Annotated in this window: 16 protein-coding genes; 5 read left to right on the top strand and 11 right to left on the bottom strand. The window is 68.2% G+C overall.

The window, feature by feature from the left end; all coding sequences use genetic code 11:
* Positions 1–21: 21 nt before the first annotated feature.
* The 3 genes from ABIC28_RS08570 to ABIC28_RS08560 all read right to left on the bottom strand — a co-directional run bounded on the left by ABIC28_RS08570 (position 22) and on the right by ABIC28_RS08560 (position 2,722).
* Positions 22–600 (bottom strand): SanA/YdcF family protein, encoded by a 579-nt coding sequence (locus tag ABIC28_RS08570; protein ID WP_354578812.1) that lies wholly within the window; start codon positions 598–600, stop codon positions 22–24.
* A gap of 65 nt (positions 601–665) precedes the next feature.
* Complete coding sequence (locus ABIC28_RS08565) at positions 666–1,424, bottom strand: lysophospholipid acyltransferase family protein (RefSeq protein ID WP_354578438.1); 759 nt, start codon at positions 1,422–1,424, stop codon at positions 666–668.
* A gap of 101 nt (positions 1,425–1,525) precedes the next feature.
* Positions 1,526–2,722: an LCP family protein gene (locus ABIC28_RS08560; protein WP_257017828.1), complete on the bottom strand. Its 1,197-nt coding sequence runs from the start codon at positions 2,720–2,722 to the stop codon at positions 1,526–1,528.
* Positions 2,723–2,972: 250 nt separating this feature from the next.
* Here ABIC28_RS08560 and ABIC28_RS08555 point away from each other — a divergent pair, with 250 nt between their 5' ends.
* Positions 2,973–4,523 carry an MBL fold metallo-hydrolase gene (locus ABIC28_RS08555; protein WP_097214159.1) on the top strand — a complete coding sequence of 517 codons (1,551 nt, stop codon included), beginning with the start codon at positions 2,973–2,975 and terminating at the stop codon, positions 4,521–4,523.
* 256 nt (positions 4,524–4,779) lie between these two features.
* Positions 4,780–5,076, top strand: coding sequence for a hypothetical protein (locus ABIC28_RS08550; RefSeq protein WP_097214160.1), 297 nt, complete (start codon positions 4,780–4,782; stop codon positions 5,074–5,076).
* 84 nt (positions 5,077–5,160) lie between these two features.
* On the opposite strand, the gene ABIC28_RS08545 is transcribed toward ABIC28_RS08550, so the two are convergent.
* Positions 5,161–6,612 carry an MFS transporter gene (locus tag ABIC28_RS08545; protein WP_269590376.1) on the bottom strand — a complete coding sequence of 484 codons (1,452 nt, stop codon included), beginning with the start codon at positions 6,610–6,612 and terminating at the stop codon, positions 5,161–5,163.
* A gap of 106 nt (positions 6,613–6,718) precedes the next feature.
* On the opposite strand from ABIC28_RS08545, the gene ABIC28_RS08540 reads away from it, so the two are divergent.
* Positions 6,719–7,168 carry a winged helix-turn-helix transcriptional regulator gene (locus tag ABIC28_RS08540; protein WP_077043242.1) on the top strand — a complete coding sequence of 150 codons (450 nt, stop codon included), beginning with the start codon at positions 6,719–6,721 and terminating at the stop codon, positions 7,166–7,168.
* A gap of 3 nt (positions 7,169–7,171) precedes the next feature.
* Here ABIC28_RS08540 and ABIC28_RS08535 read toward each other — a convergent pair whose 3' ends face one another.
* Complete coding sequence (locus tag ABIC28_RS08535; protein ID WP_354578434.1) at positions 7,172–8,959, bottom strand: AMP-dependent synthetase/ligase; 1,788 nt, start codon at positions 8,957–8,959, stop codon at positions 7,172–7,174.
* Between the two features lie 68 nt (positions 8,960–9,027).
* On the opposite strand from ABIC28_RS08535, the gene ABIC28_RS08530 reads away from it, so the two are divergent.
* Together ABIC28_RS08530 and ABIC28_RS08525 are read left to right on the top strand one after the other, a co-directional pair.
* Positions 9,028–9,657: a TetR/AcrR family transcriptional regulator gene (locus tag ABIC28_RS08530; protein ID WP_097214162.1), complete on the top strand. Its 630-nt coding sequence runs from the start codon at positions 9,028–9,030 to the stop codon at positions 9,655–9,657.
* Positions 9,658–9,839: 182 nt separating this feature from the next.
* Positions 9,840–10,007, top strand: a complete 168-nt coding sequence (locus ABIC28_RS08525; RefSeq protein WP_179800711.1) for a hypothetical protein — start codon at positions 9,840–9,842, stop codon at positions 10,005–10,007.
* Positions 10,008–10,011: 4 nt separating this feature from the next.
* On the opposite strand, the gene ABIC28_RS08520 is transcribed toward ABIC28_RS08525, so the two are convergent.
* From ABIC28_RS08520 to ABIC28_RS08495, 6 genes are all read right to left on the bottom strand, one after another.
* Entirely contained in the window at positions 10,012–10,404 is a 393-nt protein-coding gene (locus ABIC28_RS08520) for an ankyrin repeat domain-containing protein (protein ID WP_097214164.1), read from the bottom strand.
* Positions 10,405–10,525: 121 nt separating this feature from the next.
* Positions 10,526–11,206 (bottom strand): MspA family porin, encoded by a 681-nt coding sequence (locus ABIC28_RS08515; RefSeq protein ID WP_354578431.1) that lies wholly within the window; start codon positions 11,204–11,206, stop codon positions 10,526–10,528.
* A 47-nt stretch (positions 11,207–11,253) separates the two neighbouring features.
* On the bottom strand, positions 11,254–11,943 hold the full coding sequence (locus ABIC28_RS08510) for an MspA family porin (RefSeq protein WP_354578430.1): 690 nt from the start codon (positions 11,941–11,943) through the stop codon (positions 11,254–11,256).
* A gap of 46 nt (positions 11,944–11,989) precedes the next feature.
* Positions 11,990–13,351 carry a flavin monoamine oxidase family protein gene (locus ABIC28_RS08505; protein WP_097214444.1) on the bottom strand — a complete coding sequence of 454 codons (1,362 nt, stop codon included), beginning with the start codon at positions 13,349–13,351 and terminating at the stop codon, positions 11,990–11,992.
* A 68-nt stretch (positions 13,352–13,419) separates the two neighbouring features.
* Positions 13,420–13,821, bottom strand: coding sequence for a DMT family transporter (locus ABIC28_RS08500; RefSeq protein WP_246045258.1), 402 nt, complete (start codon positions 13,819–13,821; stop codon positions 13,420–13,422).
* Positions 13,818–15,236, bottom strand: a complete 1,419-nt coding sequence (locus tag ABIC28_RS08495; RefSeq protein ID WP_097214445.1) for an APC family permease — start codon at positions 15,234–15,236, stop codon at positions 13,818–13,820. The genes ABIC28_RS08500 and ABIC28_RS08495 overlap by 4 nt, the downstream gene beginning before the upstream one ends.
* Positions 15,237–15,633: the final 397 nt, after the last annotated feature.

The following is a 15,633-nucleotide window of genomic DNA, read 5'->3' as shown; positions in this document are numbered from 1 at the left end:
GTCGTCTGGTGCCGGGCGCCGTCAGCCCGCCAGCGCCCGGTCGACCGAGTCGTCGGGATCCGAGACGACCTTCGGGTCCCTGCTGCTGAGCATGTCTGCGACGGCCTTCGGGCTGGCCAGCCACTCCCGGACGGTGTTCCTGGCCACGGTGATGAAGCGGCAGTCGCAGTCACCCTTGACGCCGTCGGCATCGATGCCTGCGTCGCGGCAGAGCGCCACCGCCCGGGCGACGTGATTGCCCTGGCTGACGATCAGCGCCTTGCGCACCCCGAAGGTCGTCGCGGCGCGCGCACAGGTGTCGTAGGTGTCCAGGCCGTAGTCGTCACCGACGATCAGTGACCGGTCGATGCCCTTGGCCACCAGGTAGTCGGTCATCGCCGCGATCTCATTGCCGGATGTGCCGTTCGCGTCGCCGGAGACCAGCACCGCGCGGGCCTTGCCCTCGCGCACCATCTGCGCGCCGACGTCAAGGCGACCGGCGAGGAAGGACATCGGCTTTCCATCCTTGACCTTGGCGCCGAGCACGATCACCACCGGAGCCTCCGGAGCGTCCTCCGGGTCGTACACGTGGCCCGCCGATGCGGCGGCAACCCAGGCCATCGAGCCCAGCAACACTACGGCCGGGACGACGACGACCGCACCCGCGATGCGCAGCAGCCGGCGCCTCACTGCTGTGCCCGACGTGCCGCCTTCGCCTCAGCCTCTTCGGCATCCATCCGGTTGGCCTCCTCGAGGGTGGGGGCTCCGCCACCGAGGCGCGCGGGGACCCAGTAGGCGCCCGCCGGGTGCTCGTAGTCCTGCTGCAGCCCGTGCAGCATCGACTCCATCGTCGCGTGCAGTTTCGCGGTGAGCTCGCCAGCCGGTTCGAACGGCTGGATCGGCTCGCCGACCGCGATGGAGATCGGAGTGTTGGTGCGCCCCAACCGCTTCGGATGACCCTTGGTCCAGACCCGCTGAGCGCCCCAGATCACGACCGGGATGATCGGCACCCCGGCCTCGATGGCCATCCGCGCGGCGCCTGACTTGAACTCCTTGAGCTCGAAGCTGCGGCTGATCGTCGCCTCCGGGTACACGCCGACCAGTTCCCCGCCGACCAGTTCCCCGCCGCGCAGGTCGCCGACGGCCGCCCGGTAGGACTCGGCGCCCGCAGCGCGATCGACCGGGATGTGCTTGAGCGCGCGCATGATCGGACCGGAGATCTTGTTGTCGAAGACCTCCTTCTTCGCCATGAACCGGATGTAGCGCTTGACGGTGCGCACCGGTAAACCGGCGTAGGTGAAGTCCATGTACCCCGTGTGGTTGACGGCGATGACCGCCCCACCCGTGGCCGGGATGTGCTCGTCACCCTTGACGGTGAACTTCAATCCCTCGGCGGCGAACACCACGCGGGCGATACCGATGATCGTTCTGTAGACGGGTTCCACGTCGGCCAGCGTAGCCCGACCGCCGTGATCCGGCCCACCACGACGAGAGCGGGACGGACTCACCACACCCGGGTCGGGTCAGTCGACACACCCGGGTCGGGTCAGTCCACGCATGGGATGCCGTCGTCCGCCCGCACGGCCCCGCCCTGCGGCCCCGAGGAGGGCACGTCGCCCGCAAAGGCGCGCAGGCCCTCGTCCGGCGCCGCGCCCCGCGCGGGCTCGTCACGGTCCGGGAGACTCGGCGCCTGCCTGCCGCCCTGCACGACTGCGGACCGACCGCTTCCGAACAGCGCCGCGATCTCCGCCCTCAGCCGGTCCGGGTCGACCCGGTTCACGGACTGCCCGTCGACCGTGGCGTACTCCTCGATCGGCAGCGTGAAGAAGTCCAGGTTGCCGGAGGTCAGATTGTCGGCCTGGGAGGCGAAGGACACCGGGTCCATCCCCGAATCGATGACGACGTCCTTCTTGACGATGTCGACCAGCGACTGCATCTTGCCGATGTTGCCGATGACGCCACTGTTCTTGAGGTTGGCGATCACCCCGGCGATGAACGCCTGCTGGCGATGCGTGCGGTCCAGGTCCCCGTTGTCGAGACCGTGCCGCTGGCGCACGAACGCCAGCGCCTGCGCCGGGTCGAGTGACTGCGGACCGGCCAGGAAGTCGGCCCCGGAGAAGTCGTCCTGCACGGCGTTGTTCAGGCAGACCTTGACGGGGCCGACCGCCTGCGCCAGGTGGTAGAAGCCGAGCATGTTCACCTCGGCGAAGTGGTCGATGGGCACCTGCAGCAGGTTCTGTACCGTCGCGAGTGTCGAGCGGCGACCCGCATCGCGCGACTGCCGTTCCCGGTCCTCGGCGTCGTCGACACCGGCCTCGGCCAACCGGCTGTCCTCGTCGGCCTTGGCGAGACCGTAGGCCTCCTTGATCTTGCGCATCCCGTACCCGGGGACGCTCACGTAGTCGTCGCGCGGGATCGCGGCCGCCGTCGCCCGGCTGCCGTCGCCCGGGACGTGCAGCAGGATCAGGGTGTTCGTGTTGTACCCGCCGACGCCGCTGTCCCCCGCGTGCAGCTCGTCGGTGACGAACTGTGCGGGCAGGTCGCTGCCGTCCATCGCCTTGCGGCTGTCCAACCCGATCAACAGGATGTTCGCGTCGCCGTGCCGGGATTTCGGGCCGCTCCCCGCGAGCGCGTCGAGCGCGTCCGAGAACTGCAGCCCCGAGGTCAGGTGCGACTGCGCCGCCCAGCCGAGGCCCACGCCGCCGAGCACCATCGCGGACAACGAGGCCGACAGCAGCCGCACCCGCCCACCCCGTCGCCGCCGCTGTTGTGAACGGTGTCGTCCCGATCGTCGCTCCGCCGCATGCTGGTGACGGACCGGGGGGCGAGGACTGTTCCGGGCATTCACCGCATCCACCGTACGGACGGGCCGGACGCGGTCGCCGGAGCAAGGACCTTGGTCCCTTCTTGGAGTGGCCGACGCCACGCGAGGTGCCGGGCGACCTCCCGGCCGCCTACCCTGGAGGCGTCGTAAACCCCCAGGAGGACTACCAGTGCAGGTCACCAGCGTCGGACACGCCGGATTCCACATCCAGACCAAGGCCGGATCGATCCTGTGCGACCCCTGGGTGAACCCCGCGTACTTCGCATCGTGGTTCCCGTTCCCGGACAACACCGCGCTGGACTGGGATGCCCTCGGCAACTGCGACTACCTCTACGTCTCGCACCTGCACAAGGACCACTTCGACCCGGAGACGCTCACCAAGCACGTCAACAAGGACGCGACGGTGCTGCTGCCCGACTACCCGGTGCCGGACCTCAAGCGTGAACTGGAGAAGTTGGGCTTCACCAAGTTCTTCGAGACCGAGGACTCGGTCAAGCACAGGGTGGGCGACCTCGATGTGATGATCATCGCGCTGCGCGCCCCCGCGGACGGCCCGATCGGCGACTCCGGCCTTGTCATCTCCGACGGCGAGACCACCTGCTTCAACATGAACGACGCCCGCCCGGTCGACATGGACGTGCTGCACGAGCAGTTCGGCAAGATCGACATCCACCTGCTGCAGTACTCGGGCGCGATCTGGTACCCGATGGTCTACGACATCCCCTCTCGCACCAAGTCGAACTTCGGCAAGCAGAAGCGCCAGCGCGGCATGGACCGCTGCCGCAGCTACATCGAGCAGGTCGGGGCCACCTGGGTGGTGCCATCGGCCGGTCCCCCGGTGTTCCTGGACGAGGAGCTGCGTTACCTCAACGACGATCGCGGCGACGAGGGCAACATCTTCCCGGATCAGATCGTCTTCCTGGAGCAGATGCGCATCCACGGCAACGACGGCGGCGTGCTGATGATCCCCGGCTCGACGGTGGACGTCCACGGCGCCGAACTGACCCTGACGCACCCGATCCCGGATGCCGAGGTCGACAAGATCTTCAGCGACAAGGCCGCCTACATCGAGGACATGGCGCAGCGGATGGCGCCGGTCCTCGCGGCGGAGAAGGCGTCATGGGCGCCCGCCGAGGGCGAGCCGCTGCTCGGGCCGCTGCGGGCAAAGTTCGAGCCGATCATGGCGCAGTCCGACCTGATCTGCGACGGCATCGGCTACCCGGTCGGCCTGGTGATGGGCACCCCTGGCAATGAACCTGAGACGGTCGTCCTGGACTTCCCGAACCGCACCGTGCGCGAGCCGATCGAGGGCGAGGGCAAGTACCGGTACGGCTTCCGCATCGCCCCCGAGCTGGTGCGCACGGTCCTGCGCGACGACGAGCCCGACTGGGTGAACACCATCTTCCTGTCCACCCGGTTCCAGGCGTGGCGGGTCGGTGGCTACAACGAGTTCCTCTACACCTTCTTCAAGTGCCTGACCGACGAGCGGATCGCGTACGCCGACGGCTGGTTCTCCGAGGCGCACGACGACTCCGCGTCGATCGAGGTCGGCGGCTACGAGATCCAGCGGCGTTGCCCGCACCTCAAGGCGGACCTGTCCAAGTTCGGCGTCGTCGAGGGCACCAACCTCACCTGCAACCTGCACGGCTGGCAGTGGGACCTCGAGACCGGGCGCTGCAAGACCTCGAAGGGTCACGAGCTGCGGTCGTCGAAGCTGTAGCCACGCACCGTCATCGGGAATATCTCCTGGCGCCACCTGGTTGCACCTGAACACGGTTATTCGAGGCGCGCCATGTCCACGGCCACCACCATTGGTGGGCGAGCGGGCGATCGCGAAGACCGATGGCACTGCCAGGTCGCGAGCATGACGGAAGCCTGCCGGAAGGCTGGGCGACGACGACGATCGACATTGTCGCCGGAGCAGGGCTGTGCCCGCATCGCGTCGACCCTCCTTCCCCGACAGGAAGGACGAGGCAGTGAAACTCGCCATCACCTGGATGTTCGGATCCCTTGCCGCTGCCGCCGTGCTATTCGGCGGCTACGGTGACGACCGGGCTGGAACGAACGTGGCCGCGCCGGACCCGGTCCCCTGTCAGGTACAGCCCGACAACGCGAGCTCGCCCTTCGATGACGGGGATATGGACCGGGACGACGACACCTGGCGCGACCGGGAGCGAGAACGGATGGAACGCAACCAGGACCTCCAGGACCGGAGGGACCAGCTGCCGCCGGACGTCTGCGAGCCTCCCGGAATCTTCCAGAGCGCCGCGTGAGTCGCTGAGCAGCGCATCTCCCCTGGCGCGCGGAAGCGTCCCGCGCACCTGATAGCGCGCGGGACGGCGGGAGGGCGCGCGAGGTCAGGCCGCTACCGGCACGCTTTCCGACGAACGCATCTCCGCACGCGCCCGCAGACCAAACGCGGTGATGACGGCCGCCGCGGCGATGGCGAGCACCGGAACCGTCAGCGCGGCACGGTAACTGTCGAGCAGGCCGGCCTCCGAGGGGTCGCCGGCGAGCGTGGTGACCTGCACCGCTGTGACCACCGCCAGACCGAGCGCGGATCCGAGCTGCCAGGAGGTGTAGAGCAGCGCGCCTGCCAGGCCCTGCTCGTCCTCGGCGATCCCGTCCGTCCCCGCGATCGTCAACGGCCCGTACACCAGGGCGAAGGCGACACCGATGAGGATCAGCGCGGGCAGCATCGCGGCATAGGCCGTGTCGGCACCGATCCACAGGAAGGACGCGTACGCCACCCCGGCCACCAGCAGCCCGGCGAAGATCACCCGGACGTTCCCGAACCGGTTCACCAGACGCGGCGTCAGCGTGGGCGCGAGCACCGCGTCACCCGCCACCGCGAGCATGGCCAACCCGGTCGCCAACGCAGACCAACCGCGCATCTCCTGCAGGTAGAGCACCAGGATGAACTGGAATCCGACGAACGAGCCCGCGAACAGGACCGCGCCCAGGTTCGCCCGAACCAGGGGCCCCGAGCGCAGGATGCCCAGGCGAACCAGCGGCGCGGGCACCCGGCGCTCGACTGCGACAAACAGGGTCAGCAACGCGGCGCTGCCCGCGAGCGCTGCCACCGTCGCGCCGAGCGGGACGTCGGGCGCCCGGACCACGCCGTAGACCAGCAGCAGCATCGCACCGGTGACGCTGAACGCACCGATCAGATCGAAGTCCCGCATCGACCGCACGGCCGGACGTGCCTGCACCGGGATCAGCCGGACGCCTGCGAGCAGGATCAGCGTCGCGAGGATCACCGGGGCGAAAAAGACCCAGCGCCAAGAGAACTCGGCGAGCACTCCGCCGACGACCAGGCCCAGCGAGAACCCGGCCGCGCCCGTCCCCGCGTATACCAGCAGCGCCTGGTTGCGCTTGCGCCCCTCGGCGATCGTCGTGGTGATGATCGACAGCCCAGCCGGCGCCATGAAACCGGCGGCCACACCCGTCACGAAGCGGGCGGCGATCAGGACCCAGCCCTCCGAGGCGAGTCCCCCGAGTCCGGAGAAGGCGATGAACACCCCGAGCCACAGCAGGAACATCCGGCGCCGTCCCAGCAAGTCCGCCGCCCGGCCGCCGAGCAGCATGAAGCCGCCGTACCCGAGCACGTAAGCACTGATCACCCACTGGAGCTCTGCGGTGGACATCGACAGGTCGGCCCGGATCGAGGGCAGCGCCACACCGAACATCGACACGTCGACGCCCTCGAGGAAGATCGCGCCGCACAGCACGAGGAGCATGGCCCACTCCCGACCGGCGAACCGGTCGCGATCTCGCTCGAGCAGGGGTGGTTGCGGTGATTCCAGCACTGAACGCTCCTTCGGTCGGCCGTCGGGAACCGATCGACCCCGGTTCCGTGCCGTGGGGTCGGTTCCCTCTTGTAACTGGCCCAATCCTTCGGCACCATTGAGAACTATGGAAGAAGGCACTTTGAAGGAACCGACTCACTGCGCCGATACCGGCGACGACCGGGACCCTTACCAGTGGGACACCAGGGAGGACTGCGAGGTCCGGCAGATCCTGGACCGGATCGCGGACAAATGGTCACTGTTGGTGATCGCGCTGCTGGACCGGCGAACCCTGCGCTTCACCGAACTACGTCGGGAGATCGACGGCATCAGCCAGCGGATGCTGACCGTCACGCTGCGACAACTCGAACGCGACGGACTGGTCCGCCGCACCGTGTACCCCGTGGTGCCGCCACGGGTCGACTACGCGCTCACCCCGCTCGGCGAGACGCTGCACGAGACCATCCAGGCGTTGGTCAGCTGGACCGAACTGCATCAGGACGAGGTCGCCAAGGCCCGCGCCGAGTACGACCTCCGCGCGGACGCCGAGCGCGACCTCGTGACCGGCGCCCGCTGACCGTCAGGTGTAGATCTCCTCGACATCGATCGCGTGGCGCTCGAGGACCACGTTGCGCTTGAGCGACATCTTCGGGGTCAGCTCGCCGGTCTCCTGCGTCCAGTCGACGGCCAGGATCCGGACCTTCTTGATCTGCTCGGCCGAGGACACCTGGGCATTGGTCTCCGCGACCGCGGCATCGATCTCCGCGACGAGCGCCGGGTGACCGATCAGCTCCACGAGCGGCACGTCGGCGGCCACCCCGTTGCGCTCCCGCCATCCGGTCAGTGCCTCCGGGTCGATCGTGATCAGCGCCCCGACAAAGGGTTTCGCGTCGCCGACGACCATGCACTGACCGATCAGCGGGTGCGCCCGAAGCGCGTCCTCGGGCTGCGACGGGGAGACGTTCTTGCCCGCCGCGGTCACGATGATCTCCTTCTTGCGGCCGGTGATGGTGACGAACCCGGCCTCGTCGATCGTGCCGAGATCGCCGGTGCGGAACCAGCCGTCGACGAAGGCGTCCGCGGTGGCCTCCTCGTTGTGCCAGTACCCGTCGAACACCACCGGGCCGCGCACCAGTAGCTCGCCGTCGTCGGCGATCCGCGCCCCGTGTCCGTCGAGCGGACGGCCCACGGTGCCGACCCGCTGGCGGGACGAGGTGTTCACGGTGACCGCGGCGGTGGTCTCGGTGAGGCCGTACCCCTCGTAGATCGGCAGGCCGACGCCGCGGAAGAAGTGCCCGAGCCGGGCGCCGAGCGGGCCACCACCGGAGACGGCGAGGTCGCACTCGCCGCCGAGCGCCGCCCGCAGCTTCCCGTAGACCAGCCGGTCGAACAGTGCGTGCCGCAGCCGAAGCCCCAGGCCCGGGCCGCCCTCGTCCCGGGCGCGACTCCATTCGATCGCGGTCGCCGCCGCCTTGTCGAAGATCTTGGCCTTGCCGCCGTCGACGGCCTTCTGCCGGGACGCGTTGTAGACCTTCTCGAACACCCGCGGCACGGACAGGATGAAATTCGGTTTGAACGCTGCGAACTGGTCGACCAGCGTCGTCCAGTCCGAGGTGTGCGCGACGGTGACCTTGGCGTCGAATGCACCCACCGAGATGGCGCGGGCGAACACGTGCGCCAGCGGCAGGAACATCAGGGTCCGCTTGCCCTCGACGAGGGCCTCGCTCAGCGCGGTGCGCACGGCCACCGACTCCGCGAACAGGTTCGCGTGGGTCAGCTGCACGCCCTTCGGGCGACCGGTGGTGCCGGAGGTGTAGATGAGCGTGGCCGGCGAGCTCGCCCCCACCGCGGTGCGCCTGGCGCGCAGCTCCGCGTCGTCCACCCCCGCCCCGCGGCGAATCAGCTCGTCGACAGCGCCCTCGTCGATCTGCAGCGTCTCGCGCAGCGCGGGCGCGGTGGCCGCCACCTCTCGGACCGTGTCGGCGTGCCGCTGCGCCTCGACGATCAGCAGCGTGGTCCCCGAGTCCTCGAGGATCCACTTCGCCTGTGCCGCAGCCGAAGTCTCGTAGATCGCCACCGTGCAGGCGCCCGCGGTCCAGATGGCGTAGTCGAGCAGCACCCACTCGTACCTGGTCGCCGACATGATCGCGACGCGGTCCCCCGGCGCGACCCCGGAGGCGATCAGGCCCTTCGCCACCGCGGTGACGCCCTCGGCGAACCGGGCGGCGGTGACATCGGACCAGCCGGACCCGGACGGCAGCTGGAACGGGACGAAATCCGGCGAGACCTGCGCGTACCGGAATACCGTGTCCGCCATCGACACATCCGCCGGGATGGTGAACGTCGCTGGAAGTTCGAACTCGCGCATGCGCAGATCCCTCCGCTAAAATTAGAGAGCTTTTCTAGAAAGCATTGTCAATGCGCGGCGGCCTGTCAATGGCATGCCCGTGGGCCCTGGAGGTGGACATCGGCACGCAGCATCGGGGCACCGAGACCAGGCAGCGACTCCTCGACGGGGCGTTGGCGGTGTTCGCACGGTCCGGGCCCTCCGGATTCACCATGACCGCGGTGACCACGGAGAGCGGGGTCAGCGTCGGCAGCCTCTACCACCACTTCGGCAGCTTCGACGGCCTGTCCGCGGCGCTGTACAGCCGGTGCATGTCCGATCTGCTGGACTCGCTGATCGCCGAGTTGGTCCGCTGCCGCACCGCGCGGACGGGGGTCAAGGCGATGGCCGCGGCCTACCTGCGCTGGGTGGGGCGACACCGCGCCCAGGCACACTTCATCCACGCCTCGGCGTACTCGGGCTTTCTACCCGCGCACGCAGAGGAGCTCGCGGCCGAGAAGGAACCCCGCATGCGGGCGATGTCCGACTGGATGACCCCGCACGTCGAGGCGGGCCGGGTGGTCGCGCTGTCCCCCGCGCTGATCGAGATGCTGGTGATCGGACCGGTCGCGGAGACCAGCAGGCGCTGGCTGTCGGCTGCGCCGGGAATCGACCTGGACGAGGCGGCGAAGGTACTGCCCGAACGGATCTGGCAGTCGGTGCGCGGCGAGCAGGGCTGAGAGCACGAGAAGGCGTATGCAGAGGACAACGGGTCGATACCCATGACCCAGGTCTCAACTACCTCGATAATTAGCGGCTGCGCGATCAAGGTGGTCGATAGTGGCGCTTCGGAGGAGTCGCAGGGGTCGCGCACGAGCTCCTCGAATCGGTCGCGCTCACCGACCGGCTGGTGCGGGTCCGGGTGCGATGGCGCTTTCTGGACTCCGCAGGCGAGACGCTGACCACCGGCGACTACGAGTACCTGCTCCGCGAGGACCCGGACGGCCTGCACGCCTATGTCGCGGTCGGCATCGACGACATGCAGAAACTGCGCGAGCTCGCCGACCGGCTCGGCGTCGACCTCGGCTGACCGACTACGAGCCCCACAGCTGTAGGTAGTCCTCCCTGCCGAACATCTTCGCCGAGTCGACCGCGGTCGGGTGGCCGGCGTTCGGATCGGCCCCGGCGGCGGCGAGCGCACGCACCACTGCCTCCTCGCCCTTGAAGATGGCCCCCGCGACCGGCGACTGACCGCGACCGTTGAGGCGGTCGACGTCCGCGCCCCGGTCGATCAGCAGCTGCACCACCTCGACGTGCCCGTGGTACGCGGCGAGCATCACCAACGTGTCGCCGGCGCCGTTGGTGAGATTCACCGGGACACCCGCATCGAGATAGGCGGCGATGGTCGCGGAATCACCCGTCCTGGCCGCGTCGAAGACGCGCTCCGCGATCTCTTGGAGCCGGGGGTCGATCGGATCGTCCGTCATGTCGACCGAAGTTACTCGCGGTGCATGGACTTCCGCAGCGGCACCACGCGTCGAACCAGGACCCGGTCCACGCACCCCCGCAGTTCCTGGGGTGCGCGGGCCGGGTCCTTGCGTGCGGCGGTCAGCCGATGCTGAAGGGCTGTCCCCAGAGGGTGACGGTGCCCTTGACGTTCTCGGTGTCGACGGTGACGTTGACGTAGGAGCGGGCCTGCGCGTAGCCGGCGCAGCCCTCGACGCCCATGGTGGAGTCGGCCCAGGTGACGCTGCCGGTGGCGCCCTCGAAGGAGTGCTCGCCGGAGTGCGACTCGCCACCGAAATCGTCCGCATACTCGAGGTCGAGGACCGAGAAGCTCGCGGCCTCGCCGGGTCCGATGGAGACGTTGCCCGCGGTGGCGGCCTCGGGCTCGCCCGCGGTGCCGTCCCAGCCGGCACCCATACCGGACTCACCGCCGGCCTCGCCGCCGAGGGTGAGCTGGCAGGCCACGACGTAGCCGGGCTCGATGTAACCGCCCTCGGCGCCGGAGCCGCCGGAGATCTCGACCTTCGCCGAGCCGGAGACCCACACGTTGCGGTGCAGCGGGGTCGCACCCATGGAGCCGGAGATGTTCGCGGACTCACCGGTCATGGTGACGGTGACGATGGTGCCGTCGGCGAGCGTCTTGGTGATGGTGCCGCCGGGCAGCGGCACGAAGGTGTCGGCGTTCGCCGCACCCGCCGACAGGAAGCCGACCGCAATCGCGGTGGCCGCGCCGACGGCGGAGATCCGCAGCCCGCGACGCAGGCCATTCTTGCTGGTGTTCATGAATTTTCCTCTGAGGGTTCAGGTATCGAGTTCAGGCGGGGACTGGGTCAGCCGATGCTGAAGGGCTGGCCGTACAGGGTGGTCTTGGAGTAGTCGTTGCCGACGATCTCGACCACCGTGTATGAGCGGGCCTGCGCGTAGCCGCCGCAGTTCTGGATCTCGATCTGGGTGTCCTGGTACTGCACGGCGTACTTGCCGTTCTTCTTGATGTCCTTACCCGCGACACCCACGAACTTCACCTGGCCGGCCGAGACCGGGACCGTCAGCGACCCGGAGATCGACGGGCCGTCCATGCTCACGCCCATCCCGATCGACCCACCGAGACCGGTGATGTCGACCTGGCAGCCCACGATGTAGCCGGTGCTGATCCGCGAGACCCCGTGCGTCGAGGAGTTGTTGGTGCCCTTGTCGTTCGTCGCACCGTTCCACGGACCCGCCTCGCCCTCACCGGAGACACCGGTGACATCGGCGGTCACCGTGCCCGAGACCCACGCGGTGCGGCCGGCACCATTGGCGGCCAGCGACGGCGAGATCAGGACACTCTCACCGGTACGGGAGACCACCGCACCCGGCCCGGCCTTCTGCCCGTCCGGCAGCGGCACAAACGTGTCGGCATGCGCCGCACCGGTCGACATCAGGCCGATCGCCACCGCCGCGGCAGCACCGATGCTCACGCTGACCAGACGGGCACGTCGGGCGCCCGAGCGGGGGCCGGATTTCACGAACTCGGTGAACATGTATTCCTCTCGATTGGTGAACTGAGTCAATAGGTTTCGGTACAGATCAGAGCGACCGAAGGACGGAGTCTGCGGCGTCCGTACCCGTGTTGAGCGACCTGTGGACGGTGCTCGTCACCATCCCCGCGAAATGCAGCACCCCGTTGACGGGCTCATAGATGACCTTGTCCGACTTCTCCGGGTAGGCGCCGAGCGCGAACTCGTCCTTGGACCAGTCGTAGGTCGAGGCCTTCGAATAGGTGACGTTTGCGTCGCCGCCCAGCCTGCGGACCGTCTCGAGCGACCTCTCGAAACGCTCGTGTTCCGGGAGCGCGAGCAACTCGTCGGCCTGAGCACCGGTTGCCCAGGCGACGAGCAGTTGTCCCGTGAATCCCGGGGTACCGGCGGACGCGTCCCACAGCACTGGCGGCCGGAGCGAGTACGTTTCGGCCAGCCCGAACGGCATGGAGATGACCGGACGCGAGAATTCGAGGATCGCCTTGTACACGGACAGGTACCGAACCTGTTCGATCGCATCGAGTTTCGTGTCCGGGAGGGCGGGCGAGAACTCGATCCTCCCCGCCTTGAGGACTCCGGCGGGGACCGCGACGACGCACCGTGCCGCCTCGTAGTCGCGGCCACCCGCCGAAACGGAGACCCCGCCTGCGCTGTGCGTGATCGTGTCGACGACGGTGTTCGTCTTGATCTCCACCCGCTCACCGATTGCGCGGATGATCTGGTCGTAGCCGCCGATCACCCGGAAGTCGCCCGCATAGTCGTCGACCGGTGCCTCGCCGGTCCGCTCGACATCGAGGCACTCCTGCAGGGTGTCGACGACGTTCTCCGCAGGCAAGACATCGAACTGCTCGTCGTCGACCTCGATGATGAGCAGCGCGAGCGGGTAGTTCGAGCGCGGAATGCCCAACCGGGCGAGGTAGGCCTCCGCCGTCTCGCCGTCCGCCGGGGCCGGCGCCGTTGGACCGACGGCAGGAACCCCGTTCGGGAATCGATAGAACTGCGCGGAGCCCTGCACCTCCCAGGGAGACTGCGGGTCGAAGCGGGAGTAGTTCGGGTCGAGGCGGTGCGTGCCCAAGCCCATATCCGTCACGTAGGCCCACGTGGAGATGTCCGGACCGCCGTGCAGGAGCTCGGCTCCACGCTCGAACGGAATGCTCATGGTCGTTCGATCCGTCCAGACGCGACCGCCGATCCGGTCCCGTGCCTCGAGCACCAGGACCTTCTTGCCCGCCTCATGGATCCGCTTGGCTGCCCCCAGCCCTGCCGCCCCGGCGCCGATGACGATCACGTCGTACCGAGCGCCCGGGGACGATGACGACTGAGCTGAGGACGTCGCGCAGGAACTGAGACCGAATGCGGCGGCGACACCGAGTGAACCGACGAGCATCGAGCGACGGGTGATGGGCGACATGTGAGTTCCTTTGTGTGAAGGGGTATGGCAACGCCGGCACGAGCGGGGACGGCGTCGTGGGCGTGGCGTCAGGCGTCGCCGTGCGGGGCCGCCCCGACGGGTGCGCCGACCGACGCACCCCCGGGACTTGCGGACTCCTCGGGGTTCCCGCCGTGGCCGATATTGAGCAGCACCACCCCGGCGACGATCAGGACGATGCCTCCGATCGCGGTGGCCGAGAGCGTGTCCCGAAAGATGAGCACGCCGAGGATCGCGACGACCGTCGTTCCCACGCCGGACCAGATCGCGTACCCGACCCCGACGTTGAGCCCGCGGGCCAGCGCGAACCCGAGCAGCGTGAAGCTGGCCGCGTACCCGATGACGACCACGATCGACGGCAGCGGACGGCTGAAACCGTCGGCGGCCTTGAGCGAGAGGGTGGCGACGATCTCGCACGCGATCGCCCCCGCCAGCAGGGCATAGGCGTTCACGAAACCGCCTGCTCAGTCACCTCGCCGCGGTCCTGGACCTTGCGCCGGTACAGCCAGAGCACGACACCCAGCGCCAACACACCGAGCGCGACAGCGAGTTCCTTGAAGCCGCCGTATCCGGTCACCTCGAAGCCGGTGGCGCCCACGACCAGGATCACCACGAGGACGGCGGCCAGCGCGAGGGAAAGCGGAACGAACACCGCGGGCAGGCGGATCGGCCGCGCCAGATCCGGGCGGTCCTTACGGAGCAGGAAGAACCCGGACAGGGCGAAGATGTGCGCGAGGATGTAGCCGAGGTTGCCGGTGACGATGATCGCCAGCGGCGTCTTCAACACGGTCAGGACGAGCACGTTGACCACGAGGGCCACCGTCAGGGCCCGGACGGGGATGCCCCGGCTGTTCAGCACGCCGACCTGCCGGATACTCGTGCCCTCCTTGCCCATGTTGTAGAGCACGCGGGATCCGTCCGCGAGACCGGTCACCATGATCAGCAGCAGCGAGCAGATCAGGAACAGGACCATGACATCTGCGGCGCCACCGACGAGATCCTGGAACGCCGACACATAGAAGGTCGTCGGTGCCTCGGCGATCGCGGCCTCGCCGACGTAGCCGGTGAGGATGAGGGGCAGCAACACGAAGACGCCGAGCGAGAAGAGCACGCCGGCCTTCAACGCCTTCGCCGTATCGGAGACGGTGTTGCGGTACTCCGGGGCAAACGTCGCGCAGACCTCGACGCCGAACGAGGTCCAGGCCATGACGTACAGCCAGACCAAGGAGGTGCGCAGACCCTCGATGCCGTGCAGATTCCAGGTCAGCTCGGAGATGTGGAAACCGCCCGTGATCAGCGGCCCGATGATGAACACCGCCAGCGGGATCAGCAGGATGCCGCCGGTGATGTAGACGAAGGTCATCGTGATCCGGACCCCGACGATGTTGAGCACGTAGAGGATTCCGATCACCATCAGCCCGACCATGATCGGGAAGTCGAGCCCGATCGGCCCGAGACTGATCGACCAGTCCTGGTCAGGGAACCACTGGGACTGCACGAGTGCACCGATGATGCCGGCGTAGACCGACAGCGCGGTGGTCCAGGGGAACCAGTAGCCGACGGCGGCGAGTGGACCGACGATCGGTGCCCGTTCCTTCCATGCCTCCGCCGCGTACGCCGCGATGCCACCGGACGTGTCCGGGAACATCGCCGCGAGCTCGGTGTAGATCCAGTTGGCCACCGTCGCCAGCAGCATCGAGATGGTCCACAGGAGTACGGCCCCCCAGCCGCCGAGGCCGACGATCGACGCACCGAGCGAGGCGATCAACGCGGCGGGCATGGTCAGCGACATCGCGAAGCCGTCGTACCACCGCATGGTCTTGTGCAGCGTGGGTGCGGGTTGTTCTGTGGAAGCGGTCTCTGTCATTGGGGTTCCTAGTCACGTGATCGGAAAGAGCCTGCGGCTCATGCGAATTGACGGTGACTCGGACGGAACGAACGGGTGCGGAGCCCTGCGGCATAGGGCCCGGAAACAGGTCGGCCGCGCGGTGCCCGGCGGTCGACGTGCGGATCAGTATGACCAGATCGGAGGAGCGAAGACAAGGCTTGAGCAGAATTTCGCCCGCAAACTTAGACAATTGAGCCGATCTGACCCCGATCAGTTGCCCGAATAACAGTCAGACGAGAAGAATCTTGTTCCTTGGGGGTGACAGGCGCCACACCGGGCATCTATGGTGACTGAACTCGCACGGAACGAGTGACCCCCCAACACACCGCGGGCCGCGGCAGTCCCGCTCACATCAAAAGGTTGTACCCATGACCAC

This window comes from Rhodococcus sp. PvR044, assembly GCF_040548995.1.
In the GTDB taxonomy this organism is placed as follows: Bacteria; Actinomycetota; Actinomycetes; order Mycobacteriales; family Mycobacteriaceae; genus Rhodococcus_G; species Rhodococcus_G oryzae.
The sequence above is the reverse complement of the archived record's forward strand: the minus strand, read 5'-3'. Positions and strand labels throughout refer to the sequence as shown.